This is a genomic window from Streptomyces sp. NPDC054932 (assembly GCF_053610205.1).
Genome location: NZ_JBSGXU010000021.1, coordinates 44,629 through 70,803, shown reverse-complemented (window position 1 = coordinate 70,803; position 26,175 = coordinate 44,629). Strand labels below are relative to the sequence as shown.

The following is a 26,175-nucleotide window of genomic DNA, read 5'->3' as shown; positions in this document are numbered from 1 at the left end:
GCTCAGGGCCGTGTCAGGCCTAGGCCTTGGCCTCCGCGAGGAGCTTCTGGATGCGGGACACGCCCTCCACCAGGTCCTCGTCGCCCAGGGCGTAGGACAGGCGCAGGTAGCCGGGGGTGCCGAAGGCCTCGCCCGGGACGACCGCGACCTCGACCTCGTCCAGGATCAGGGCGGCGAGCTCGACGGAGCTCTGCGGGCGCTTGCCGCGGATCTCCTTGCCGATGAGCTCCTTGACCGACGGGTACGCGTAGAACGCGCCCTCGGGGGTCGGGCAGAAGACGCCGTCGATCTCGTTGAGCATCTTCACCATCGTCTGGCGGCGGCGGTCGAAGGCCTTGCGCATCTCCGCGACCGCGTCCAGGTTGCCCGAGACGGCGGCCAGCGCGGCGACCTGGGCCACGTTGGAGACATTGGAGGTGGCGTGCGACTGCAGGTTGGTCGCCGCCTTGATGACGTCCTGCGGGGCGATGACCCAGCCCACGCGCCAGCCGGTCATCGCGTACGTCTTGGCGACACCGTTGACGATGATGCACTTGTCGCGCAGGGCCGGGACCAGGACCGGCAGCGAGGTGAACTTCGCTTCGCCGTAGACCAGGTGCTCGTAGATCTCGTCCGTCAGCACCCACAGGCCGTGCTCCGCGGCCCACTCGCCGATCGCGCGGGCGTCGTCCTCGCTGTAGACCGAACCGGTCGGGTTGGACGGGGAGACGAACAGGACGACCTTGGTGCGCTCGGTGCGCGCGGCCTCCAGCTGCTCGACGGAGACCCGGTAGCCGGTGGTCTCGTCGGCGACGACCTCGACCGGGACACCGCCGGCGAGACGGATCGACTCCGGGTAGGTGGTCCAGTAGGGAGCCGGGACGATGACCTCGTCACCCGGGTCCAGGACGGCCGCGAAGGCCTCGTAGATCGCCTGCTTGCCGCCGTTGGTCACCAGGACCTGCGACGCCTCGACCTCGTAGCCGGAGTCGCGCAGCGTCTTCGCGGCGATGGCGGCCTTCAGCTCGGGCAGGCCGCCGGCCGGCGTGTAGCGGTGGTACTTGGGGTTGCGGCAGGCCTCGACCGCGGCCTCGACGATGTAGTCCGGGGTCGGGAAGTCGGGCTCGCCCGCGCCGAAGCCGATCACCGGGCGCCCGGCGGCCTTGAGGGCCTTGGCCTTGGCGTCCACGGCGAGGGTGGCGGACTCGGAAATGGCGCCGATACGGGCGGACACCCGGCGCTCGGAGGAAGGCGTTGCAGAGGTCATACGAGCAATCGTCCCAGACGGCAAAGAAGCGCCGCACACCGTTTCAGTCAACGGACTGGCGCATGTCAGGTCGGGCGCTGTTCGACGTCAGGGCGCGGTTCACGTACACTCACCTGTCGTTGGACCTCACCAGCCGCTGCAAAGCGTGAGCACTCCGTGCACTCGCTCGGATGCGGTAGGTTGGGGGACGCAAAGGGTCGTAGCTCAATTGGTAGAGCACTGGTCTCCAAAACCAGCGGTTGGGGGTTCGAGTCCCTCCGGCCCTGCTCCACACTCCATCTCGGACGTGTGTGCGCAGGTACGTACTTAGATGCAACGCCGTGCGGCGCAACCGGGCGCGGTACGGCCACGACCCGGATTCAGGTGAGAGACGTGACGGACGCCCTGGGCTCCATCGACATGCCTGACGCCGAGGACGAGACGCGCGAGAAGAAGGCCCGCAAGGGCGGCAAGCGCGGCAAGAAGGGCCCTCTGGGCCGTCTCGCGCTTTTCTACCGCCAGATCGTCGCGGAACTCCGCAAGGTTGTCTGGCCCACTCGCAACCAGCTCACGACGTACACCACCGTGGTGATTGTCTTCGTCGTCATCATGATCGGTCTGGTGACCGTGATTGACTTTGGGTTCGAAAAAGCCATCAAGTTCGTCTTCGGCTGATCCCCGCGGAGGGCGGCGCCTTGATGGGTGTCGCCCGTTTTCGCATGTTCCACCACCTTTTGTATCCAGGAAGAAGCAGCCACCGTGTCTGACCCGAACCTGAACGCGAGCCACGACTCCGTCGAGTCCGTCGAGGACGAGCTCGACATCGTCGAGGCGGCAGACGCTGTGGACCCCGACGAGGCCGAACTCGCCGACGTCGAGGCGGGTGTCGCCGCCGAAGAGGCCGCGCTGCACGTCGAGTCCGACGAGGACGAGGCTGACGCCGAGGTCGAGGACGAGGCTGACGTCGAGGTCGAAGAGGCTGCTGACGACGCCGAGGCCGACGAGGAGGAGGCCGAAGAGGCCGCTCCGGTCGAGCCCGCCGAGCCCGTCGACCCCATCCAGGCCCTGCGCGAGGAGCTCCGCCTCCTCCCCGGCGAGTGGTACGTGATCCACACCTACGCCGGCTACGAGAAGCGCGTGAAGGCGAACCTGGAGCAGCGTGCCGTCTCGCTGAACGTCGAGGAGTTCATCTACCAGGCCGAGGTGCCCGAGGAAGAGATCGTCCAGATCAAGAACGGCGAGCGCAAGAACGTCCGGCAGAACAAGCTGCCCGGTTACGTTCTCGTCCGCATGGATCTGACGAACGAGTCCTGGGGCGTCGTCCGCAACACGCCTGGCGTCACCGGCTTCGTCGGCAACGCGTACGACCCGTACCCGCTGACCCTGGACGAGATCGTCAAGATGCTCGCCCCGGAGGCGCAGGAGAAGGCCGCCAAGGCCGCCGCGGAAGAGGCCGGTCTGCCCGCGCCCGCCGTCAAGCGCACCATCGAGGTCCTGGACTTCGAGGTCGGCGACTCGGTCACCGTCACCGACGGCCCGTTCGCGACGCTGCAGGCGACCATCAACGAGATCAACCCCGACTCCAAGAAGGTCAAGGGCCTCGTCGAGATCTTCGGCCGCGAGACCCCGGTCGAGCTGAGCTTCGACCAGATCCAGAAGAACTGATCTTCTGAGCGACAGCTTCCGGACAGGTCAGATCGCCCGTGAAGGGCGGTCTGACCTGCTCGGTTTTTAGCCCCGCACCGATACCCGTTATCGTGGTGCGGTATGCCTCCATCCGGATGACCGGATGGGCGGCTGAAAACTCTCACTAGGACCCGGAGAGAGCAATGCCTCCCAAGAAGAAGAAGGTCACGGGGCTTATCAAGCTCCAGATCAAGGCCGGTGCGGCCAACCCGGCTCCGCCGGTCGGCCCCGCGCTCGGTCAGCACGGCGTCAACATCATGGAGTTCTGCAAGGCCTACAACGCCGCGACCGAGTCGCAGCGTGGCATGGTCGTGCCGGTGGAGATCACGGTCTACGACGACCGCTCCTTCACCTTCATCACCAAGACTCCGCCGGCCGCGCGCCTCATCCTGAAGCACGCAGGCATCGAGAAGGGCTCCGGCGAGCCCCACAAGACCAAGGTCGCCAAGCTCACGGCTGCCCAGGTCAAGGAGATCGCCGAGCTGAAGATGCCCGACCTGAACGCCAACGACATCGACGCCGCCGTCAAGATCATTGCCGGCACCGCGCGTTCGATGGGCGTCACCGTCGAAGGCTGATCCAGCCACCCCCAGCACCATCAGTGGTAGGACCAAGCGCTGGTCCGCACCACGACTCCATGCCTGAAGCCAAAACACAGGAGCAGAAGTGAAGCGCAGCAAGACTCTCCGCGCTGCGGACGCCAAGGTCGACCGGGAGAAGCTGTACGCCCCGCTCGAGGCCGTCCGTCTCGCCAAGGAGACCTCCACGACCAAGTTCGACAGCACCGTCGAGGTCGCCTTCCGCCTGGGTGTCGACCCGCGCAAGGCCGACCAGATGGTCCGCGGCACCGTGAACCTCCCGCACGGCACCGGCAAGACCGCCCGGGTCCTGGTCTTCGCGACCGGTGACCGTGCTGCGGCCGCGGAAGCCGCCGGCGCCGACATCGTCGGCGATGACGAGCTGATCAACGAGATCGCCAAGGGCAACCGCCTGAACGAGTTCGACGCCGTTGTGGCCACCCCGGACCTCATGGGCAAGGTCGGCCGCCTCGGCCGCGTGCTCGGTCCCCGTGGCCTCATGCCGAACCCGAAGACCGGCACCGTCACGATGGACGTCGCGAAGGCTGTCACCGAGATCAAGGGTGGCAAGATCGAGTTCCGCGTCGACAAGCACTCGAACCTGCACTTCATCATCGGCAAGGTCTCCTTCTCCGATGAGCAGCTGGTCGAGAACTACGGCGCGGCCCTCGACGAGATCCTTCGTCTGAAGCCGTCCGCCGCGAAGGGCCGCTACATCAAGAAGGCCGCCGTGAGCACCACGATGGGCCCCGGCATCCAGCTGGACTCCAACCGCACCCGGAACCTCCTCGTCGAGGAAGACCCGGCTGCTGTCTGATCAGGCCGAGCCTGAGGCTCACTGAGCGGCACGCGGGCCCCTCGCCCCCTTTACAGGGTTGGCGGGGGGCCCGCTTCCGTTTCCAGGGCCCACGGACGCCTGCAGGGGCCCTCCGCCGCCGGACCGGCCCCGGGGGCCCGGGCCGGACCGGTGCGGGCGCCCGGCCCTCCCACGCGCCCTCGGCGTGGCCCGGACCTCGGCTCCCGAGGCGATTTGCCTCGGCTGCACCCCTTCACGTAGTCTTCCCCGGAAGCCAAAGACCGCTGGTCGTTGCCGTGCCCGCAAGGGTTCGGTGGCCGAAGGATCCGCTGAATGCGGACGACCCGCGCAGGTGACTGTGGAAGGTTCCCGGAATTCGTTCCGGTTGAGCCACGCCCTGGCGCCTGCGCCGGGGCGTTTCTTATTTCAGCCCCTTCTGAGCGGTCCTCATCACCCGGAAGGAGGCGAACGCACCATGCCGACGCCCAACAAGGCTGCATCGGTAGCCGAGCTCAAGGACGCGTTCCAGAGCTCGAACGCCGCCGTGCTGACCGAGTACCGGGGTCTCACCGTCGCGCAGCTCAAGACGCTGCGTCGCTCCCTCGGTGAGAACGCCCAGTACGCCGTGGTGAAGAACACGCTGACCAAGATTGCGGCCAACCAGGCCGGGATCACCGCGCTGGACGAGCACTTCGCTGGTCCGACCGCGGTCGCCTTCATCACCGGTGACCCGGTGGAGTCGGCGAAGAGCCTGCGTGACTTCGCCAAGGAGAACCCCAACCTCATCATCAAGGCGGGTGTCCTTGATGGTAAGGCGCTCACCGCCGATGAGATCAAGAAGCTTGCGGACCTCGAGTCCCGCGAGGTTCTGCTCAGCAAGCTGGCCGGCGCGTTCAAGGGCAAGCAGTCTCAGGCTGCCTCGCTCTTCCAGGCGCTGCCGTCGAAGTTCGTCCGCACCGCGGAAGCGCTTCGCGTCAAGCTCGCCGAGCAGGGCGGTGCCGAGTAATTCGGCTCGCGCACTGATCCACGCCGCCTAGTGCGTGGGTCGTAGCGGGCCGTTACGCCCGCCTCTATATACATCCGGCACCTGCCGATTTAGTGGAAGGATCGCCCATCATGGCGAAGCTCTCTCAGGACGACCTCCTCGCCCAGTTCGAGGAGATGACCCTCATCGAGCTCTCCGAGTTCGTGAAGGCCTTCGAGGAGAAGTTCGACGTCACCGCCGCCGCGGCCGTCGCCGTTGCCGGTCCGGCCGGCCCGGGCGCCGTTGCCGACGCCGTTGAGGAGCAGGACGAGTTCGACGTCATCCTCACCGGTGCCGGCGACAAGAAGATCCAGGTCATCAAGGTCGTGCGCGAGCTGACCTCCCTGGGTCTGAAGGAGGCCAAGGACCTCGTGGACGGCGCCCCGAAGCCGGTCCTCGAGAAGGTCGCCAAGGAGGCCGCTGACAAGGCCGCCGAGTCCCTCAAGGCTGCCGGCGCGGCTGTCGAGGTCAAGTAACACCTCTGAGGCCCTCCAGGGCCTCAACCAAGGGCGATCACCCGTAAGGGTGGTCGCCCTTTGGCGTACCCGCAGTGCCTGACTTGCCCTGGTCTCGTTGGGGAGTAGGGTGATCATCGTTGCCCCGACGCAGGGTCCGAAGATGATCCGCTCGGAGCAGGGGGCCTTGACGAACGGGACGCGGCGCGCAATTCTCAGTCCCGTCGAGAGGTCGACCACCTGGATCCGGGATCCGAGGCATGGATCGACTACGAAGAGGGCAGTACTGATACGCGCTCTGTGTACGAGTACGGGCGCCGCAGCGTTGGACACAGTGTTGGTTGAACGACATGGGGAAGGCCTGTTGCCGGTTTCCGGAAACCTGGTCTGGACATCAGTGAGCCGAGTGGCTACACTGACCCTTTGCGCTGCCTGTTAGCTGTCCCCTGCCCGTCGCCAGGGACATGCCCACGCTTGAGCACACTTGATTGATCCACCCTGACCTGGCCTTTTCGGTTGGATTCGGGGGGCTTGTCTTCTGTGTCTGCTGGGACCGGTACGCGCGTAGTGAGTCCGAGCCCTCGGAAGGACCCCCTCTTGGCCGCCTCGCGCAACGCCTCGACCAATACGAACAACGGTGCCAGCACCGCCCCGCTGCGCATCTCCTTTGCAAAGATCAAGGAGCCCCTCGAGGTTCCGAACCTCCTGGCGCTGCAGACCGAGAGCTTTGACTGGCTTCTCGGCAATGCCGCCTGGAAGTCTCGCGTCGAGTCGGCGCTTGAGAGTGGACAGGACGTCCCCACCAAGTCCGGTCTGGAAGAGATCTTCGAGGAGATCTCGCCGATCGAGGACTTCTCCGGGTCGATGTCGCTGACCTTCCGCGACCACCGTTTCGAGCCGGCGAAGAACTCTGTCGACGAGTGCAAGGAGCGCGACTTCACGTACGCGGCTCCGCTGTTCGTCACCGCCGAGTTCACGAACAACGAGACCGGAGAGATCAAGTCTCAGACGGTCTTCATGGGCGACTTCCCGCTCATGACCAACAAGGGCACCTTCGTCATCAACGGCACCGAGCGTGTCGTCGTGTCGCAGCTTGTCCGTTCCCCCGGTGTCTACTTCGACTCCTCGATCGACAAGACGTCCGACAAGGACATCTTCTCCGCCAAGATCATCCCGTCCCGGGGTGCCTGGCTGGAGATGGAGATCGACAAGCGCGACATGGTCGGCGTCCGCATCGACCGCAAGCGCAAGCAGTCCGTCACCGTCCTCCTGAAGGCTCTCGGCTGGACCACCGAGCAGATCCTCGAGGAGTTCGGCGAGTACGAGTCCATGCGCGCCACCCTGGAGAAGGACCACACCCAGGGCCAGGACGACGCGCTGCTCGACATCTACCGCAAGCTGCGCCCGGGCGAGCCGCCGACCCGCGAGGCCGCTCAGACGCTGCTCGAGAACCTCTACTTCAACCCGAAGCGCTACGACCTCGCCAAGGTCGGCCGCTACAAGGTGAACAAGAAGCTCGGCGCCGACGAGCCGCTCGACGCCGGTGTGCTCACCACCGACGACGTCATCGCGACGATCAAGTACCTGGTCAAGCTGCACGCCGGCGAGACCGAGACGACCGGCGAGTCCGGCCGTTCGATCGTGGTCGAGACCGATGACATCGACCACTTCGGCAACCGTCGTCTGCGCAACGTCGGCGAGCTCATCCAGAACCAGGTCCGCACGGGTCTGGCTCGTATGGAGCGCGTCGTCCGCGAGCGCATGACGACCCAGGACGTCGAGGCCATCACGCCGCAGACCCTGATCAACATCCGGCCGGTCGTCGCCTCCATCAAGGAGTTCTTCGGCACCAGCCAGCTGTCGCAGTTCATGGACCAGAACAACCCGCTCTCGGGCCTGACCCACAAGCGCCGCCTGTCGGCGCTGGGCCCCGGCGGTCTGTCCCGTGAGCGGGCCGGCTTCGAGGTCCGTGACGTTCACCCGTCGCACTACGGCCGCATGTGTCCGATCGAGACCCCTGAAGGCCCGAACATCGGTCTGATCGGCTCGCTCGCGTCCTACGGTCGCGTCAACGCGTTCGGTTTCGTCGAGACCCCGTACCGCAAGGTCATCGACGGCGTCGTCACCGACGAGGTCGACTACCTGACGGCCGACGAGGAAGACCGCTTCGTCATCGCCCAGGCCAACGCCGGCCTGTCCGAGGACATGCGCTTCACCGAGAACCGCGTGCTGGTGCGCCGTCGTGGCGGCGAGATCGACTACATCGCCGGCGACGACGTCGACTACATGGACGTCTCCCCGCGCCAGATGGTGTCCGTCGCGACCGCGATGATCCCCTTCCTGGAGCACGACGACGCCAACCGTGCCCTCATGGGCGCGAACATGATGCGCCAGGCCGTTCCGCTCATCAAGGCGGAGGCCCCGCTCGTCGGCACCGGCATGGAGTACCGCTGTGCGGTCGACGCCGGTGACTCGATCCGTGCGGAGAAGGACGGTGTCGTCCAGGAGGTCTCGGCCGACTACATCACCGTCGCCAACGACGACGGCACGTACACCACGTACCGCGTCGCCAAGTTCTCCCGCTCGAACCAGGGCACCTCGGTCAACCAGAAGGTCATCGTCAACGAGGGTGACCGGATCATCGAGTCCCAGGTCCTCGCCGACGGTCCCGCGACCGAAGAGGGCGAAATGGCCCTCGGCAAGAACCTGCTCGTCGCGTTCATGCCGTGGGAAGGTCACAACTACGAGGACGCGATCATCCTGTCGCAGCGCCTCGTGCAGGACGACGTCCTCTCCTCGATCCACATCGAGGAGCACGAGGTCGACGCCCGTGACACCAAGCTGGGCCCCGAGGAGATCACCCGGGACATCCCGAACGTCTCCGAGGAGGTCCTCGCCGACCTCGACGAGCGCGGCATCATCCGCATCGGTGCGGACGTCGTCGCCGGCGACATCCTGGTCGGCAAGGTCACGCCCAAGGGTGAGACCGAGCTGACCCCGGAGGAGCGCCTGCTCCGCGCGATCTTCGGTGAGAAGGCCCGCGAGGTGCGTGACACCTCGCTCAAGGTCCCTCACGGTGAGATCGGCAAGGTCATCGGTGTCCGCGTCTTCGACCGCGAGGAGGGCGACGAGCTTCCTCCGGGCGTGAACCAGCTGGTCCGCGTCTACGTCGCCCAGAAGCGCAAGATCACCGACGGTGACAAGCTCGCCGGCCGCCACGGCAACAAGGGTGTCATCTCCAAGATCCTTCCGATCGAGGACATGCCCTTCCTCGAGGACGGCACGCCGGTCGACATCATCCTGAACCCGCTGGGTGTCCCGTCCCGAATGAACCCGGGGCAGGTCCTGGAGATCCACCTCGGCTGGCTCGCCAGCCGCGGCTGGGACGTCTCCGGGCTCGGCGAGGAGTGGGCCGAGCGTCTGAAGGTCATCGGGGCCGACCGTGTCGAGCCCGGTACCAACGTCGCCACCCCCGTGTTCGACGGTGCCCGCGAGGACGAGCTCGCCGGCCTCTTCGAGCACACCATCCCGAACCGCGACGGTGACCGCCTGGTCCTCCCGTCCGGCAAGGCGCGTCTGTTCGACGGCCGCTCCGGCGAGCCGTTCCCGGACCCGATCTCGGTCGGGTACATGTACATCCTCAAGCTCCACCACCTGGTCGACGACAAGCTCCACGCGCGGTCGACCGGTCCGTACTCGATGATCACGCAGCAGCCGCTGGGTGGTAAGGCGCAGTTCGGTGGCCAGCGCTTCGGTGAGATGGAGGTGTGGGCGCTCGAGGCTTATGGCGCCGCTTACGCCCTCCAGGAGCTGCTGACCATCAAGTCCGACGACGTCACCGGCCGCGTGAAGGTCTACGAGGCCATCGTCAAGGGCGAGAACATCCCCGAGCCGGGCATTCCCGAGTCCTTCAAGGTGCTCATCAAGGAAATGCAGTCGCTCTGCCTCAACGTGGAGGTGCTGTCCTCGGACGGCATGTCCATCGAGATGCGCGACACCGACGAGGACGTCTTCCGCGCGGCGGAGGAGCTCGGTATCGACCTGTCCCGGCGCGAGCCGAGCAGCGTCGAAGAGGTCTGACGGGCCTGACGGGGGGCTCGCTCAAGAGCCCCCCGTCATCCCCGGGACCGTTCAGACCATGATTGAGACTCGACCCCGAAAGAGGGATTGACGCACAGTGCTCGACGTCAACTTCTTCGACGAGCTGCGGATCGGCCTTGCCACCGCGGACGACATCCGAACCTGGTCGCACGGCGAGGTCAAGAAGCCGGAGACCATCAACTACCGCACCCTCAAGCCCGAGAAGGACGGACTCTTCTGCGAGAAGATCTTCGGTCCTACCCGGGACTGGGAGTGCTACTGCGGCAAGTACAAGCGTGTCCGCTTCAAGGGCATCATCTGTGAGCGCTGTGGCGTCGAGGTCACGCGCGCCAAGGTGCGTCGTGAGCGGATGGGCCACATCGAGCTTGCCGCTCCCGTCACCCACATCTGGTACTTCAAGGGCGTCCCGTCGCGCCTCGGATACCTGCTGGACCTCGCGCCGAAGGACCTCGAGAAGGTCATCTACTTCGCCGCGTACATGATCACGTTCGTCGACGACGAGCGTCGCACCCGCGACCTCCCGTCGCTGGAGGCGCACGTCTCCGTCGAGCGCCAGCAGATCGAGAACCGCCGTGACGCGGACCTCGAAGGCCGTGCCAAGAAGCTCGAGACCGACCTGGGCGAGCTCGAGGCCGAGGGCGCGAAGGCCGACGTACGCCGCAAGGTGCGCGAAGGTGCCGAGCGCGAGATGAAGCAGCTGCGTGACCGCGCCCAGCGCGAGATCGACCGCCTCGACGAGGTGTGGGCCCGCTTCAAGAACCTCAAGGTCCAGGACCTCGAGGGCGACGAGCTGCTCTACCGCGAGCTGCGTGACCGCTTCGGCACGTACTTCGACGGTTGCATGGGCGCCGCCGCGCTGCAGAAGCGCCTGGAGTCCTTCGACCTCGAGGAGGAGGCCGAGCGCCTCCGCGAGATCATCCGTACCGGCAAGGGCCAGAAGAAGACCCGTGCGCTCAAGCGCCTCAAGGTCGTCTCCGCGTTCCTGCAGACCAGCAACAAGCCCAAGGGCATGGTTCTGGACTGCGTGCCGGTGATCCCGCCGGACCTGCGTCCGATGGTGCAGCTGGACGGTGGCCGCTTCGCGACCTCCGACCTGAACGACCTGTACCGCCGCGTGATCAACCGCAACAACCGTCTGAAGCGTCTCCTCGACCTCGGTGCCCCCGAGATCATCGTGAACAACGAGAAGCGCATGCTTCAGGAGGCCGTGGACGCCCTCTTCGACAACGGTCGTCGTGGTCGTCCGGTGACCGGTCCCGGTAACCGTCCCCTGAAGTCCCTCAGCGACATGCTGAAGGGCAAGCAGGGTCGATTCCGTCAGAACCTTCTCGGTAAGCGTGTGGACTACTCCGCGCGTTCCGTGATCGTCGTCGGTCCGCAGCTGAAGCTGCACCAGTGCGGTCTGCCCAAGGCCATGGCGCTGGAGCTCTTCAAGCCGTTCGTGATGAAGCGCCTGGTCGACCTGAACCACGCGCAGAACATCAAGAGCGCCAAGCGGATGGTCGAGCGCGGCCGCACGGTCGTCTACGACGTCCTCGAAGAGGTCATCGCCGAGCACCCGGTCCTGCTGAACCGTGCGCCCACGCTGCACCGCCTCGGCATCCAGGCCTTCGAGCCCCAGCTGGTCGAAGGCAAGGCCATCCAGATCCACCCGCTCGTCTGCACCGCGTTCAACGCGGACTTCGACGGTGACCAGATGGCCGTGCACCTGCCGCTCTCCGCGGAGGCGCAGGCCGAGGCCCGCATCCTGATGCTGTCCTCGAACAACATCCTCAAGCCGGCCGACGGCCGTCCGGTCACGATGCCGACCCAGGACATGGTCCTCGGTCTGTTCTTCCTGACCACCGACGGTGAGCTCCGTGACACCAAGGGCGAGGGCCGCGCGTTCGGCTCCACGGCCGAGGCGACCATGGCGTTCGACAACGGCGAGCTCGCGCTGCAGTCGTCCGTCGACATCCGCTTCCCGGTGGGCACCATCCCGCCGCGCGGCTGGGTGGCGCCGGTCGCCGAAGAGGGCGAGCAGGAGTTCCAGCCGGGCGACAGCTTCCGTCTGAAGACCACCCTGGGTCGCGCGCTCTTCAACGAGCTGCTGCCCGAGGACTACCCGTTCGTCGACTACTCGGTGGGCAAGAAGCAGCTCTCCGAGATCGTCAACGACCTGGCGGAGCGCTACCCCAAGGTCATCGTGGCGGCGACGCTCGACAACCTGAAGGCGGCCGGCTTCCACTGGGCGACCCGTTCGGGCGTCACCGTGGCCATCTCCGACGTCGTCGTGCCCGAGGCCAAGAAGGCCATCGTCGCGGGCTACGAGGCGATGGACGAGAAGGTCCAGAAGCAGTACGAGCGCGGTCTGATCACCAAGGACGAGCGCACGCAGGAGCTCATCGCGATCTGGACCAAGGCGACCAACGAGGTTGCCGAGGCGATGAACGCGAACTTCCCCAAGACGAACCCCATCTTCATGATGGTTGACTCGGGTGCCCGAGGAAACATGATGCAGATGCGACAGATCGCCGGTATGCGTGGTCTGGTGTCGAACGCGAAGAACGAGACCATCCCGCGTCCGATCAAGGCGTCCTTCCGTGAGGGCCTCACCGTTCTGGAGTACTTCATCTCCACGCACGGTGCCCGTAAGGGTCTGGCGGACACCGCCCTGCGTACCGCCGACTCGGGTTACCTGACCCGTCGTCTGGTGGACGTCTCGCAGGACGTGATCATCCGCGAGGAGGACTGCGGCACCGAGCGCGGTCTGAAGCTGAAGATCGCCGTTCGCGGCGAGGACGGCGTGCTGCGCAAGGCCGACGACGTCGAGACCTCGATCTACGCCCGCATGCTGGCCGAGGACGTCGTCATCGACGGCAAGGTCATCGCGCCGGCCAACGTCGACCTCGGTGACGTGCTCATCGACGCCCTGGTCGCCAACGGCGTCGAGGAGGTCAAGACCCGCTCGGTCCTGACCTGTGAGTCCGCGGTCGGCACCTGTGCCTTCTGCTACGGACGCTCGCTCGCCACCGGCAAGCTGGTCGACATCGGTGAGGCGGTCGGCATCATCGCCGCCCAGTCCATCGGTGAGCCCGGTACCCAGCTGACGATGCGTACCTTCCACACCGGTGGTGTGGCCGGTGACGACATCACGCAGGGTCTGCCGCGTGTCGTCGAGCTCTTCGAGGCCCGTACCCCGAAGGGTGTCGCCCCGATCTCCGAGGCCGCCGGCCGCGTGCGGATCGAGGAGACCGAGAAGACGAAGAAGATCGTCATCACGCCCGACGACGGCAGCGACGAGACGGCGTTCCCGATCTCGAAGCGCGCCAAGGTCATCGTGCACGAGGGCGACCACGTCGAGGTGGGCCAGAAGCTCACCATGGGTGCCACCAACCCGCACGACGTGCTGCGCATCCTCGGTCAGCGTGCCGTCCAGGTCCACCTGGTCGGCGAAGTCCAGAAGGTCTACAACTCGCAGGGCGTGTCGATCCACGACAAGCACATCGAGATCATCATCCGGCAGATGCTGCGCCGCGTGACGATCATCGAGTCCGGCGACGCGGAGCTCCTGCCGGGCGAGCTGGTCGAGCGGTCGAAGTTCGAGACCGAGAACCGTCGTGTGGTCACCGAGGGCGGTCACCCCGCCTCCGGCCGTCCGCAGCTGATGGGTATCACCAAGGCCTCGCTCGCCACCGAGTCGTGGCTGTCGGCGGCGTCCTTCCAGGAGACGACCAGGGTTCTGACGGACGCGGCGATCAACGCCAAGTCCGACTCCCTGATCGGCCTCAAGGAGAACGTCATCATCGGTAAGCTCATCCCGGCCGGTACGGGCCTCGCCCGCTACCGCAACATCCGGGTGGAGCCCACCGAAGAGGCCAAGGCCGCGATGTACTCGGCCGTCGGTTACGACGACATCGACTACTCGCCCTTCGGCTCCGGCTCCGGCCAGGCTGTCCCGCTGGAGGACTACGACTACGGCCCGTACAACGGCTAAGAGCTCGTAAGAAGAAGCCCCCCGCTGCTCCGAGAGGAGCGGCGGGGGGCTTCTTCGTTCCCGCGGGGGTGACCGTTTCCCCCGGCGGGGGGCCGGCCGCTCCGTGGAGGAGGGTCAGGCGCGGCGGCGCCGCACCGAGGCCACCGCGGCCCCGGTGAGGACCATCAGGGACAGGGCGGCGCCCGCGAGGCCCGGGGTGAGGCCCCGGGGGGTGAAGGTGCACGAGACCTCGGCGGTGCCCGGCGGGAGGTCCACCGCCAGCAGGCCGTGGAAGGGCGTCACGGGGGCCGAGCACTGCCAGCCCGGGACGGCGGTCGTGGCGATGACCGCGGTGCCCCCGGAGCCGGCGGGCAGGGTGGCCTCGATGGTGTGGCCGCCGGGGCGGACCGAGGTGGCGCCGGTGGTGGTGAGGTGCCGGACGACCGTGTCGAGCGCCGCGCGGTCCAGGCAGCCGAGCGGGTGCGGGCCCGCGTCCGCGTCCTTCGTACGGGTCTGCACGGTGACGTCGACCTGTCCCGACGCGGGGACGGCGCCCAGCGGGGTCACGCCGGTCATCAGGTCCTCCAGCGGCTTCCGGGTGCCGCCCGCGCCGACCGTGCCGTAGAGGGCGGGGGAGTACCAGTAGGCCTCGGAGCCGGGGGTGCACCGGGCGGTGTACGTCTGCTCCGTCGCGCTGCCGCCGCGGGTGACGGGCGGGACCTGGTAGACGGTGGCGCCCAGGACGTTCTCCTGGCGGGCGTAGACGCTGGCCGCCGGGTTGGGGGAGGTGTACGGGCCGGTGCGGACGGTGACCAGCGGGGGCGCCGGGAACTTCGTGGCCGTCCAGGTGTCCGGGGCGGTCCCCGGGCGGACCCGGGCGCCGATCGAGAAGATCGCGTCGAGTACCGGGTTGTCGGCGCCGAAGAAGGTCCGGCCGTCGTTCTTGAAGCCGTATCCCAGGGGCTCCAGGGCCCGGTAGGTGGCCTCGGGGAGGTAGCTGCTGTAGTACTGCGGCCCCTCCGCCCGCAGCGCCAGGGCGTCGTTGTACGCGCTCTGGGGGGCACCCGAATCGGTCCGGTACGCGGGCCAGCCCGCCACGTCGCGGACGGCGTCGAAGTGGTTGCCGATCGACCGGTTGGAGGTGGCGACGGGCTTGGCCCAGCGCTCGCGGGCCCGGCGGGCGTCCGCATTGGCGGCGGCGACCGTGGACTCGGCGAAGACGACGCCGATCATCAGGGCGGCGGCCACCGGGATCAGGATGCGGCGCTTCTCGCCGAGCCGCAGCAGGACCAGGGCCAGCAGGGAGATCGCGCCGCCGCCGAGCACGGCCGGCCAGGTCCAGCCGCCGAAGTCGTCGGTGCGCCGGAGCACGTACGTGGCGACCACCAGCAGGGCCGTGACCAGGGCCAGGTGCAGCGGGCGCGGCCGGTTGGCCAGTGCCAGCCAGGCCACGACGACGACCATCCCGCTGAACACGAATGCCTCGCGGTACGGGTTGCCGTTCGGCACCGCCAGCCCGTGCCACAGGTACTGCGTGGGCGGGAACTGGAAGGAGGCGACCACGAGCAGGGTCGCGGCCGCCCACACCAGGCGGGTCCGCTTCGCGACGGCGGTGTTGAGCACGAAGGCGCCGGCCAGGATCAGCCCGAGCGAGGCGACGTAGAGCCGCGGGCGGCCGCCCCACAGGTGCGTGGCCGGGAGCATGCCGGCGAGGAAGATCTCGATCCGTACGGGGTCGAAGGCGGCGGCCCTGGTGGGCTGCGCCGCCCCGCTGGACAGGAACGACGGCAGGAGGAGGGGCAGGGTGAGCAGGATCCCGGTGCCGGCGGCCGTCGCGGCCCGCCACAGGGCGCGCAGCCGCTCCCGGCCCGCCATGTCGCGGGTGATCATGCGGATGGCCAGCAGGATGCAGGCGGCCATCGTGGCCATCATCGCGGTGTAGAAGTTCCCGAACCAGGCGAGTGCGACCAGCAGGGCCGCGCCCGGCCAGCGGCGCTCCTCCAGGCACCACTCCACGGCGATGCCGAGCATCGGGAGCGCGACCAGGCCCCACAGCCACATCGGGATGTACGAGGCGTCGCTGAGCGCCCAGCCGCACAGGCCGTACGTCGCTCCGAGCACGCCCCGCTGCCACCACGGGCCGGGATGCAGCTTGCCGAGGTACACCGTCATCACGGCGGCGGCGGTGCCCATGGTGAGCGGGGTGACCGCGAAGACGGCGAGGTCGACGTGGTCGCGCGGGACGAGGACGGCCAGCCAGGAGAAGGGGTTGCCGAGATAGGTGTAGTAGTCGGACAGGAACTGCTGTCCGAAGCCGCCCCGCCAGGTGAAGAGCACGTCGCCGGCGGCCTGCCCGTGGACCAGGTCCCACAGCGCCCGGTGGAAGGGCACGTACTGGTTGGCCTGGTCGTTCAGGGCCCGGCCGGTGGTGCCGAAGGGGAAGGTGCCGCGTGCCACCCAGGCCGCGCAGAAGGCGCCGGCGGTGAGCAGGAAGGCCAGCAGCGGGCCGCGGAAACGCCTGGTCCGGCGGATGACCGAGCTGCGCGGGGCGGGTCGGTCCGGGGCGGGGGGACGGGCATCGACTGTGGTCGGCTCGGGTGCCACGGTCCCCAATGTCCTGCTCCCCTGCTGATCGACTCGCGGGCGTCCCGCGCCCGGGCAAGGTGTCAGTTTAGGGCGCCGGGGCGGGGCGGAGGGCCGATCGGGCCGCTCCCCGCTTGCGCGCGGCGGGTTTTCGTGCTGGGCATTTGTTTTGACCTACCTCTGTGAGGTAGGTACGCTCTGACCTTGTGCCTGGGGTGTGCCCTGGGCTCCCGCGTGTGCGTAAGACCCCGCGGAGAGCCTGGAAGACCACACCGCAATCTGCGCCTGCCTCACTTCGGTGAGAGCGTGCAGTATTCGACACACCCGACCGCGTGGGTCGGGGAAGTTCCAGGTTAGTTTCACTACACGGCACACAGAAACCGGAGAAGTAGTGCCTACGATCCAGCAGCTGGTCCGTAAGGGCCGGCAGGACAAGGTCGAGAAGACAAAGACCCCCGCGCTTGAGGCTTCGCCCCAGCGTCGCGGCGTCTGCACGCGTGTGTTCACGACCACCCCGAAGAAGCCGAACTCGGCGCTCCGTAAGGTCGCGCGTGTGCGTCTGACCTCCGGCATCGAGGTCACCGCTTACATTCCGGGTGAGGGACACAACCTGCAGGAGCACTCGATCGTGCTCGTGCGTGGTGGCCGTGTGAAGGACCTGCCGGGTGTTCGTTACAAGATCATCCGCGGTGCGCTTGACACCCAGGCTGTCAAGAACCGCAAGCAGGCCCGCAGCCGCTACGGCGCCAAGAAGGAGAAGTAAGAATGCCTCGTAAGGGCCCCGCCCCGAAGCGCCCGGTCATCATCGACCCGGTCTACGCATCTCCTCTGGTGACGTCGCTCATCAACAAGATCCTCCTGAACGGCAAGCGCTCCACCGCCGAGCGCATCGTTTACGGCGCCATGGAAGGCCTCCGCGAGAAGACCGGCAACGACCCGGTCATCACGCTGAAGCGCGCGCTGGAGAACGTCAAGCCGTCCCTCGAGGTCAAGTCCCGCCGTGTCGGTGGCGCGACCTACCAGGTCCCCGTCGAGGTCAAGCCGGGTCGTCAGTCGACCCTGGCCCTCCGCTGGCTCGTGGGTTACTCCCGCGCCCGCCGTGAGAAGACCATGACCGAGCGCCTCATGAACGAGCTGCTCGACGCCTCCAACGGTCTTGGCGCTGCCGTCAAGAAGCGCGAGGACACGCACAAGATGGCCGAGTCCAACAAGGCCTTCGCGCACTACCGCTGGTAGTCCCAACCCACATCGAGACCGAGAGAAGACTGAGCCGATATGGCTACCACTTCGCTTGACCTGGCCAAGGTGCGCAACATTGGCATCATGGCCCACATCGACGCGGGCAAGACGACCACCACCGAGCGCATCCTGTTCTACACCGGTGTGTCTTACAAGATCGGTGAAGTCCACGACGGCGCTGCCACGATGGACTGGATGGAGCAGGAGCAGGAGCGCGGCATCACGATCACGTCCGCCGCGACGACCTGTCACTGGCCGCTCGAGGACGTCGACCACACCATCAACATCATCGACACCCCGGGTCACGTTGACTTCACGGTCGAGGTGGAGCGTTCGCTCCGCGTCCTCGACGGTGCCGTCACCGTGTTCGACGGTGTCGCCGGTGTGGAGCCGCAGTCCGAGACCGTTTGGCGTCAGGCGGACCGCTACGGCGTGCCGCGTATCTGCTTCGTCAACAAGCTCGACCGCACTGGCGCCGAGTTCCACCGCTGCGTCGACATGATCAAGGACCGCCTCGGTGCGGTTCCGATCGTCATGCAGCTCCCCATCGGTGCCGAGATGGACTTCCAGGGCGTTGTCGACCTGGTCACCATGAAGGCGTTCGTCTGGTCCGCCGAGGCGACCAAGGGCGAGATGTACGACATCGTCGACATCCCCGACACGCACACCGAGGCCGCTGAAGAGTGGCGCGGGAAGCTCGTCGAGACCGTCGCCGAGAACGACGACGAGATCATGGAGCTCTTCCTGAACGGCGACGAGCCGTCCGTGGAGCAGCTGCACGCCGCCGTGCGTCGCATCATCCTGAACTCGGGCAAGGGCAAGGGCGAGCCCACGATCACCGCGGTGTTCTGTGGCACGGCGTTCAAGAACAAGGGCGTTCAGCCCCTGCTCGACGCCGTCGTCCGCTACCTGCCGTCGCCGCTGGACATCGAGGCCATCGAGGGCCACGACGTCCGCGACGCCGAGGTCGTCGTGAAGCGCAAGCCGTCCGACGAGGAGCCCCTCGCCGCGCTCGCGTTCAAGATCATGAGCGACCCGCACCTCGGCAAGCTCACCTTCGTCCGGGTTTACTCGGGCCGCCTGGAGGCCGGCACTGCGGTGCTGAACTCCGTCAAGGGCAAGAAGGAGCGCATCGGCAAGATCTACCGCATGCACGCCAACAAGCGTGAAGAGATCGCCGCGGTGGGCGCCGGTGACATCGTCGCCGTCATGGGCCTGAAGCAGACCACCACCGGTGAGACGCTGTGTGACGACAAGGCACCCGTGATCCTGGAGTCCATGGACTTCCCGGCTCCGGTCATCCAGGTCGCCATCGAGCCCAAGTCCAAGGGTGACCAGGAGAAGCTGGGTGTCGCCATCCAGCGTCTCGCGGAGGAGGACCCCTCCTTCCACGTTCACTCGGACGAGGAGACGGGCCAGACCATCCTCGGCGGTATGGGCGAGCTGCACCTCGAGGTGCTGGTCGACCGTATGAAGCGCGAGTTCAAGGTCGAGGCCAACGTCGGCAAGCCGCAGGTCGCGTACCGCGAGACGATCCGCAAGGCCGTCGAGCGTCACGACTACACGCACAAGAAGCAGACCGGTGGTACCGGTCAGTTCGCCAAGGTGCAGATCGCGATCGAGCCCATCACCGAGACCGACGGTCCGGCGTACGAGTTCGTGAACAAGGTCACCGGTGGACGCGTCCCGAAGGAGTACATCCCTTCGGTCGACGCCGGTGCGCAGGAGGCCATGCAGTTCGGCATCCTGGCCGGCTACGAGATGACGGGCGTTCGCGTCACGCTTCTCGACGGTGGCTACCACGAGGTCGACTCCTCCGAGCTCGCGTTCAAGATCGCCGGCTCGCAGGCCTTCAAGGAGGCCGCGCGCAAGGCTTCTCCCGTGCTCCTTGAGCCGATGATGGCCGTCGAGGTCACCACGCCCGAGGACTACATGGGTGACGTCATCGGTGACATCAACTCCCGTCGTGGCCAGATCCAGTCCATGGACGAGCGTCACGGTGCTCGCGTCGTGAAGGGCCTCGTGCCCCTTTCGGAGATGTTCGGCTACGTCGGAGACCTCCGCAGCAAGACCTCGGGTCGCGCCAGCTACTCGATGCAGTTCGACTCCTACGCCGAGGTTCCCCGGAACGTCGCTGAGGAGATCATCGCGAAGGCCAAGGGCGAGTAACTCTTCCGAGTACACGCTTTAGGCTTGTCACCGGAGCCTCTGGGGCAACAGGAGTAACCCTCCGTTGCCCCGGGGGACCGGCTTTCCAGCAAAGATCACCTGGCGCCGATGAGTAAGGCGTACAGAACCACTCTCCAGGAGGACCCCGTGGCGAAGGCGAAGTTCGAGCGGACTAAGCCGCACGTCAACATCGGCACCATCGGTCACATTGACCACGGTAAGACGACCCTCACGGCCGCCATTACCAAGGTGCTGCACGACGCGTACCCGGACCTGAACGAGGCCTCGGCCTTCGACCAGATCGACAAGGCTCCTGAGGAGCGCCAGCGCGGTATCACCATCTCCATCGCGCACGTCGAGTACCAGACCGAGGCGCGTCACTACGCCCACGTCGACTGCCCGGGTCACGCGGACTACATCAAGAACATGATCACCGGTGCCGCGCAGATGGACGGCGCGATCCTCGTGGTCGCCGCCACCGACGGCCCGATGCCGCAGACCAAGGAGCACGTGCTCCTGGCCCGCCAGGTCGGCGTCCCCTACATCGTCGTCGCCCTGAACAAGGCCGACATGGTGGACGACGAGGAGATCCTGGAGCTCGTCGAGCTCGAGGTCCGCGAGCTCCTCTCCGAGTACGAGTTCCCGGGCGACGACCTGCCGGTCGTCCGCGTCTCCGCGCTGAAGGCGCTCGAGGGCGACAAGGAGTGGGGCGAGAAGCTCCTCGGCCTCATGTCCGCCGTCGACGAGGCCATCCCGACCCCGCCGCGTGACACCGAGATGCCGTTCCTCATGCCCGTCGAGGACGTCTTCACGATCACCGGTCGCGGTACCGTCGTCACCGGCCGTATCGAGCGTGGTGTCCTGAAGGTCAACGAGACCGTCGACATCATCGGTATCAAGGAGACCAAGACCACCACCACGGTCACCGGTATCGAGATGTTCCGCAAGCTCCTCGACGAGGGCCAGGCGGGCGAGAACGTCGGTCTGCTCCTCCGTGGCATCAAGCGCGAGGACGTCGAGCGCGGCCAGGTCATCATCAAGCCCGGTTCGGTCACCCCGCACACCGAGTTCGAGGCCCAGGCCTACATCCTGTCGAAGGACGAGGGTGGCCGTCACACCCCGTTCTTCAACAACTACCGTCCGCAGTTCTACTTCCGTACCACGGACGTCACGGGTGTCGTCACCCTGCCGGCCGGCACGGAGATGGTCATGCCGGGCGACAACACCGAGATGACGGTCGCGCTGATCCAGCCGGTCGCCATGGAGGAGGGCCTGAAGTTCGCCATCCGTGAGGGTGGTCGTACCGTGGGCGCCGGCCAGGTCACCAAGATCTCGAAGTAATTCGGGTTCTGACCTGGTAGCCCGTCCGACGGGCACCAAGTTGCACTGAAGGGCCTCGGCCCATCGCCTCGGCGGTGGGACGGGGCCCTTCGGCATGTCCGGGCCGGGTCCGGGCCGGGTCCGGGCGCCGTCCGGGTCCGTACCCCGTCCGGGGCCGTCCGGACGGGGTACGACGGAGGGCCGCACCCCGGACGGGGTGCGGCCCTCACGTGCGTACGGCGGTGGGTCAGTTCACGCGCAGGGACTCGGTGAACTCCACGCAGGCGGCGTGGTCGGGCAGCAGACCGGTCGCGAGCGCGTCGGCCAGCGAGGGGGCGGCCTCGTCGCGGGCGGACAGCAGCGGGACGTCGGCCGGCCACTCGATGCCCAGGTCGGGGTCGAGCGGGTGCACCGAGTGCTCACCGGTCGGGTTGTACGTCTCCGAACAGAGGTACGACAGGGTCGCGTCGTCGCTCAGGGCGCAGAAGCCGTGGCCGAGGCCCTCGGGGATGTAGACCGCGCGGCGGTCCACGTCGTCCAGGCGGACGCCTTCCCACTGACCGAAGGTGGGGGAGCCGACGCGGAGGTCGACGATGACGTCGAGCACGGCGCCGCGCACGCAGGTCACGTACTTGGCCTGGCCGCGCGGGACGTCCGCGAAGTGGATGCCGCGCACCACGCCGGCGGAGGAGACCGAGAGGTTCGCCTGCGCCAGGTTCAGCGGGTGGCCGACGACCTCGGCCAGCCGGTCGAAGCGGTACCACTCGGTGAACAGGCCGCGCGGGTCGCCGTGCAGCTGCGGGGTGACCTCGAAGGCGCCGGCGATGGAGAGTTCGCGGAACTTCATCGGGCGTCCTCCTCGGCGAGGAGCATGAGCAGGTAGTCGCCGTAGCCGCTCTTGGTCAGCGGCTCGGCGAGCGCGCGCAGCTGCGCGGAGTCGATGAGGCCGGCCCGCCAGGCCGCCTCCTCGATGCAGCCTATTTTGAAGCCCTGGCGCTCCTCGATCACGCGGACGAACTCGGAGGCCTGCACCATCGAGACGAAGGTGCCGGTGTCCAGCCAGGCGGTACCGCGGTCGAGGATGGTGACGTTGAGCTCGCCGGCCTGCAGGTACGCGTCGTTGACGGCGGTGATCTCCAGCTCGCCGCGGGCGCTGGGCTTCAGGCCGCGGGCGATCTCGACGACCTGGTTGTCGTAGAAGTACAGACCCGGCACCGCGTAGCGGGACTTGGGCTTCTCCGGCTTCTCCTCGATGGAGATGGCCTGGCCGTTCTCGTCGAACTCGACCACGCCGTAGGCGGTGGGGTCCGCCACCGGGTACGCGAACACGCGGCCGCCCTTGGCGTCCGTGTGCTGGGCGAGGCGGGTGCCGAGGCCACTGCCGTGGAAGATGTTGTCGCCGAGGATCAGGGCGACGGACTCGTCACCGATGAAGTCGGCGCCGAGGACGAACGCCTGGGCGATGCCCTCCGGGCGCTCCTGGACGGCGTACTCCAGCCGCAGGCCGAACTGCGAGCCGTCGCCGAGCAGTCGCTCGAACTGTTCGCGGTCGTCCGGGGTGGTGATGATCAGGATCTCGCTGATACCCGCCATCACGAGGGTGGAGAGGGGGTAGTAGATCATCGGCTTGTCGAAGACGGGCAGCAGCTGCTTCGAGACTGCCCGGGTCAGCGGCCAGAGTCGAGATCCGGTGCCACCGGCCAAGAGGATTCCACGCATGGGGAGAACCCTATGCGAGAGGGCGTGGGGGAGCAGAGCTCAGCGCATGTGACGTTCGGCAGACCGCTAGACTCTTCGTATTATGCGCATCCTCGTGACCGGCGGCGCCGGCTTCATCGGTTCAGAATTCGTCCGCCAGCAGCTCGCTGCAGATGCCACGGCGCAGATCACTGTCTTCGACAAGCTGACCTACTCGGGCGTCGAGGCCAACCTCGCCCCGGTCGCGGACCACCCCGGCTACGCCTTCGTCAAGGGCGACATCTGCGACGCGGACGCCGTGGACCAGGTCATGCCCGGTCACGATGTCGTCGTGCACTTCGCGGCCGAGTCCCACGTGGACCGCTCGATCGCCGGCGCGGGCCCGTTCGTGCTGACCAACGTCGTGGGCACCCAGGTGCTCCTCGACTCCGCCCGCAAGCACGGCGTCGGCCGCTTCGTCCACATCTCCACCGACGAGGTCTACGGCTCGATCAGCGAGGGCTCCTGGACGGAGGAGTGGCCGCTGGTGCCGAACTCCCCGTACTCCGCCTCGAAGGCATCGTCCGACCTGCTGGCGCTGGCCTACCACCGCACCCACGGCATGGACGTGGTGGTCACGCGCTGCTCCAACAACTACGGGCACTACCAGTTCCCGGAGAAGGTCATCCCGCTGTTCGTCTCGAACCTGATGGACGGCAAGAAGGTCCCGCTCTACGGCAACGGCGGCAACGTCCGCGACTGGCTGCACGTTTCCGACCACTGCCGCGGCATCGACCTGGCCATGCGCAAGGGCCGGGCCGGCGAGGTCTACAACATCGGCGGCGGCACCGAGCTCACCAACAAGGAGCTCACCGGCGTCCTGCTGGAGGCCGCCGGTCTCGGCTGGGAGATGGTCGAGCAGGTCGAGGACCGCAAGGGCCACGACCTCCGCTACTCCATCGACATCAGCAAGATCGGTGCCGAGCTGGGCTACGCCCCGCAGGTCACCTTCGAGGACGGCATCAAGGCCACCATCGACTGGTACCGCGACAACCGCGCCTGGTGGGAGCCGCTGAAGGCGAAGGCGGCCCTGCAGAAGTGAGCACCGACTCGCAGGCCGGGCGCTGGCTCGTCACCGGCGCCGCCGGAATGCTCGGCCAGGACGTCCTGGCCGTACTGAAGGACGCGGGCATCGAGGCCGTGGGCCTGCGCCGCGCCGACCTCGACATCACCGACCCGGCTGCCGTCCGGGCCGCGGTCGAGGGAGTCGCCGTGGTCGTGAACTGCGCCGCCTGGACCGACGTGGACGGCGCCGAGACCGCCGAGGACGCCGCGACCGCCGTCAACGGCACCGGCGTGCGCGTCCTCGCGGAGGCCTGCGCCGCCGCCCATGTGCGCCTGTTGCACGTCTCCACCGACTACGTGCTCCCCGGCGACGCGACGGAGCCGTACCGCGAGGATGCCGTGACCGGCCCGGTCAACGCCTACGGGCGCTCCAAGCTGGTCGGCGAACGGGCCGTCGCCGAACTGCTGCCGCAGGACGGCTACATCGTCCGGACCGCCTGGCTGTACGGCGAGCACGGTCCGAACTTCGTCGCCACCATGCTGAAGCTGGCCGCCCAGCGCGAGACCCTCGACGTGGTCGACGACCAGCACGGCCAGCCCACCTGGACCTACGCGCTGGCCCGCCGGCTGGTCGAGCTCGGCCTCGCCGCGCTGAAGGGCCGGGCCACGGGCGGGGTCTACCACGGCACCGCGAGCGGCCGCACCACCTGGATGGGGCTCGCCCGCGAGGCGTACCGGCTGAGCGGGCTCGACCCGGAGCGGATCCGGCCGACCACCTCCGAGGCGTTCGTGCGCCCCGCCGTGCGGCCCGCCTTCAGTGTCCTTGGTCACGAGGGCTGGGCGGCCGCCGGGCTCGAACCGCTGCCCGACTGGCAGGTCCAGCTCGCCGAGGCGATCACCCGCCCGGCCTTCGCTGATCTGCTGCGACTCCCCTCCACGAGGTGAGCCGGCGCGACTGACCGCCTGCGTACGCACGCCGTCGACAGGGCCCGGGAGGCAACCTTCCGGGCCCCGTTGGCGTCCTTCTGCGTGCCATATGCTTCTCCTACAAAGATGTTGGGCCCTTCGCGCGAAAGGCGCCGTCCGCTGTGCGACTCTCCGTTCTGACCTCCATCACCGGTCTTCTGGTGCTGGGGTACATCCTCGAGCTGCTGCGCCGCCAGCAACTGCGGGAGAAGTACGCGGCGATATGGCTCGCGATCGGATTGCTGGTCGCCCCCCTCGGCTTCGTTCCCGACCTGCTGGACCCGGTGGCCAGGAGCCTCGGCGTGGCATCCGGCGTGAGCCTGGTGCTGTTTGTCGGCTTTGTCCTGGTCCTGTTGGTGAGCCTGCACCTCAGCTGGGAGACCAGCCGACTGGAGGCGGAGACCCGCACCCTCGCGGAGGACGTCGCGCTGATCCGCGCACATCTCGTCCAGCAGGGCGGTTACCCCAGCACGTCGCCGCGCACGGAGGAATCCGGCGCCATCGAGGCACAGGTGAAGTCGTGAACGACGGTCGTCGCGTCCTGATCATTCTTCCCGCCTGGAACGAGGAGGACGGACTGCCCTCCGTCCTGCGCGAGATCCAGCAGCAACTGCCGCACGTCGACACCCTCGTGGTCGACGACGGGTCGGCGGACAACACCGCCGAGGTGGCCCGGGCAGCCGGTTCGGCCGTCGCCCAGCTGCCCTTCAACCTCGGTGTCGGCGGCGCCATGCGGCTCGGCTACCGCTACGCGCAGCAGCACGGCTACGACGTCGCGATCCAGGTGGACGCCGACGGCCAGCACGACCCGGCGTACGTGCCGGCCCTCCTCGAGCGCCTCGCCGTCGGCGACGCCGACCTCGTCATAGGCGCCCGGTTCGCCGGCGACGGCGACTACACGGTGCGCGGCCCGCGCAAGTGGGCGATGTCCCTCCTGTCCGTGGTGCTCTCGCGGATCACCCGCACCAAGCTCACCGACACCACCTCGGGCTTCCGCGCCTGCAACCGCCCGCTCATAGAGTTCTTCGCCCGCTGGTACCCGGTGGAGTACCTCGGCGACACCATCGAGTCCATGGTGGGCGCCGCCCGCTCCGGCTTCACCGTGCGCCAGATCCCCGTGGCCATGCGGGAGCGGACCACCGGCCGCCCGAGCGCCTCGCCGCTCAAGGCGATGGTCTACCTCACCCGGGCCGGCCTCGTGCTGCTGCTCGCGATGATCCGCCGCATGCCGAAGGAGCTCAAGACCTTCACGCCCGGCTCCCCGGCGTACACGGCGTTCCAGCAGCGCACGGCCGAGCTGGTCGGCCGCGAGCTGACCAAGGCCTAGGCGGAGAAC

General features: G+C 67.5%; 20 protein-coding genes and 1 tRNA gene. 17 read left to right on the top strand and 4 right to left on the bottom strand.

Translation table 11 applies throughout. The annotated features are described in order from the left end of the window. Positions 1-19: 19 nt before the first annotated feature. Positions 20-1,246 (bottom strand): pyridoxal phosphate-dependent aminotransferase, encoded by a 1,227-nt coding sequence (locus ACWGE1_RS09095; RefSeq protein ID WP_453419863.1) that lies wholly within the window; start codon positions 1,244-1,246, stop codon positions 20-22. Positions 1,247-1,439: 193 nt separating this feature from the next. Between ACWGE1_RS09095 and ACWGE1_RS09090 the strand changes: the two genes are divergently transcribed. The 9 genes from ACWGE1_RS09090 (at position 1,440) to ACWGE1_RS09050 (ending at position 13,841) form a co-directional block, all read left to right on the top strand. After that, a tRNA-Trp gene (locus tag ACWGE1_RS09090) sits at positions 1,440-1,512 on the top strand. 106 nt (positions 1,513-1,618) lie between these two features. Continuing rightward, on the top strand, positions 1,619-1,900 hold the full coding sequence (secE, locus tag ACWGE1_RS09085) for a preprotein translocase subunit SecE (protein ID WP_030388883.1): 282 nt from the start codon (positions 1,619-1,621) through the stop codon (positions 1,898-1,900). Between the two features lie 84 nt (positions 1,901-1,984). Next, positions 1,985-2,890, top strand: coding sequence for a transcription termination/antitermination protein NusG (nusG, locus tag ACWGE1_RS09080; RefSeq protein ID WP_453419862.1), 906 nt, complete (start codon positions 1,985-1,987; stop codon positions 2,888-2,890). Between the two features lie 164 nt (positions 2,891-3,054). Further along, on the top strand, positions 3,055-3,489 hold the full coding sequence (gene rplK, locus ACWGE1_RS09075; RefSeq protein ID WP_030008445.1) for a 50S ribosomal protein L11: 435 nt from the start codon (positions 3,055-3,057) through the stop codon (positions 3,487-3,489). 88 nt (positions 3,490-3,577) lie between these two features. After that, a complete protein-coding gene (rplA, locus tag ACWGE1_RS09070) occupies positions 3,578-4,306 on the top strand; it encodes a 50S ribosomal protein L1 (protein WP_453419861.1) in 729 nt (242 codons plus the stop codon). Between the two features lie 454 nt (positions 4,307-4,760). Beyond that, entirely contained in the window at positions 4,761-5,291 is a 531-nt protein-coding gene (rplJ, locus tag ACWGE1_RS09065) for a 50S ribosomal protein L10 (RefSeq protein ID WP_099889951.1), read from the top strand. Positions 5,292-5,401: 110 nt separating this feature from the next. Continuing rightward, positions 5,402-5,785 (top strand): 50S ribosomal protein L7/L12, encoded by a 384-nt coding sequence (gene rplL / locus ACWGE1_RS09060; RefSeq protein WP_202200164.1) that lies wholly within the window; start codon positions 5,402-5,404, stop codon positions 5,783-5,785. A gap of 576 nt (positions 5,786-6,361) precedes the next feature. Next, positions 6,362-9,844, top strand: coding sequence for a DNA-directed RNA polymerase subunit beta (rpoB, locus tag ACWGE1_RS09055; RefSeq protein WP_453419860.1), 3,483 nt, complete (start codon positions 6,362-6,364; stop codon positions 9,842-9,844). Positions 9,845-9,941: 97 nt separating this feature from the next. Then, the gene (locus ACWGE1_RS09050; RefSeq protein ID WP_030725970.1) at positions 9,942-13,841 is read left to right on the top strand and encodes a DNA-directed RNA polymerase subunit beta'; all 3,900 of its coding nucleotides are present in this window, start codon (positions 9,942-9,944) and stop codon (positions 13,839-13,841) included. Between the two features lie 114 nt (positions 13,842-13,955). On the opposite strand, the gene ACWGE1_RS09045 is transcribed toward ACWGE1_RS09050, so the two are convergent. Continuing rightward, positions 13,956-16,424, bottom strand: coding sequence for a YfhO family protein (locus ACWGE1_RS09045; RefSeq protein ID WP_453419859.1), 2,469 nt, complete (start codon positions 16,422-16,424; stop codon positions 13,956-13,958). A gap of 370 nt (positions 16,425-16,794) precedes the next feature. On the opposite strand from ACWGE1_RS09045, the gene rpsL reads away from it, so the two are divergent. From rpsL to tuf, 4 genes are all read left to right on the top strand, one after another. Then, entirely contained in the window at positions 16,795-17,166 is a 372-nt protein-coding gene (rpsL, locus tag ACWGE1_RS09040) for a 30S ribosomal protein S12 (protein ID WP_007265893.1), read from the top strand. 2 nt (positions 17,167-17,168) lie between these two features. Next, positions 17,169-17,639: a 30S ribosomal protein S7 gene (gene rpsG, locus ACWGE1_RS09035; RefSeq protein ID WP_007265894.1), complete on the top strand. Its 471-nt coding sequence runs from the start codon at positions 17,169-17,171 to the stop codon at positions 17,637-17,639. Positions 17,640-17,678: 39 nt separating this feature from the next. Further along, positions 17,679-19,811, top strand: coding sequence for an elongation factor G (fusA, locus tag ACWGE1_RS09030; protein ID WP_453419858.1), 2,133 nt, complete (start codon positions 17,679-17,681; stop codon positions 19,809-19,811). A 147-nt stretch (positions 19,812-19,958) separates the two neighbouring features. After that, the gene (tuf, locus tag ACWGE1_RS09025; protein ID WP_030388873.1) at positions 19,959-21,152 is read left to right on the top strand and encodes an elongation factor Tu; all 1,194 of its coding nucleotides are present in this window, start codon (positions 19,959-19,961) and stop codon (positions 21,150-21,152) included. Positions 21,153-21,378: 226 nt separating this feature from the next. Here tuf and rfbC read toward each other — a convergent pair whose 3' ends face one another. Together rfbC and rfbA are read right to left on the bottom strand one after the other, a co-directional pair. After that, positions 21,379-21,978 carry a dTDP-4-dehydrorhamnose 3,5-epimerase gene (gene rfbC / locus ACWGE1_RS09020; RefSeq protein WP_030008456.1) on the bottom strand — a complete coding sequence of 200 codons (600 nt, stop codon included), beginning with the start codon at positions 21,976-21,978 and terminating at the stop codon, positions 21,379-21,381. Continuing rightward, positions 21,975-22,850: a glucose-1-phosphate thymidylyltransferase RfbA gene (rfbA, locus tag ACWGE1_RS09015; protein ID WP_052876416.1), complete on the bottom strand. Its 876-nt coding sequence runs from the start codon at positions 22,848-22,850 to the stop codon at positions 21,975-21,977. The genes rfbC and rfbA overlap by 4 nt, the downstream gene beginning before the upstream one ends. Before the next feature lie 82 nt (positions 22,851-22,932). Between rfbA and rfbB the strand changes: the two genes are divergently transcribed. The 4 genes from rfbB (at position 22,933) to ACWGE1_RS08995 (ending at position 26,166) form a co-directional block, all read left to right on the top strand. Beyond that, positions 22,933-23,910, top strand: a complete 978-nt coding sequence (rfbB, locus tag ACWGE1_RS09010; RefSeq protein WP_453419857.1) for a dTDP-glucose 4,6-dehydratase — start codon at positions 22,933-22,935, stop codon at positions 23,908-23,910. Then, on the top strand, positions 23,907-24,818 hold the full coding sequence (gene rfbD, locus ACWGE1_RS09005; RefSeq protein ID WP_453419856.1) for a dTDP-4-dehydrorhamnose reductase: 912 nt from the start codon (positions 23,907-23,909) through the stop codon (positions 24,816-24,818). Before rfbB ends, rfbD begins: the two co-directional genes overlap by 4 nt. A gap of 143 nt (positions 24,819-24,961) precedes the next feature. Then, entirely contained in the window at positions 24,962-25,363 is a 402-nt protein-coding gene (locus ACWGE1_RS09000) for a DUF2304 family protein (protein WP_453419855.1), read from the top strand. Then, positions 25,360-26,166, top strand: a complete 807-nt coding sequence (locus ACWGE1_RS08995) for a glycosyltransferase family 2 protein (protein WP_453419854.1) — start codon at positions 25,360-25,362, stop codon at positions 26,164-26,166. Before ACWGE1_RS09000 ends, ACWGE1_RS08995 begins: the two co-directional genes overlap by 4 nt. Positions 26,167-26,175 lie beyond the last annotated feature (9 nt).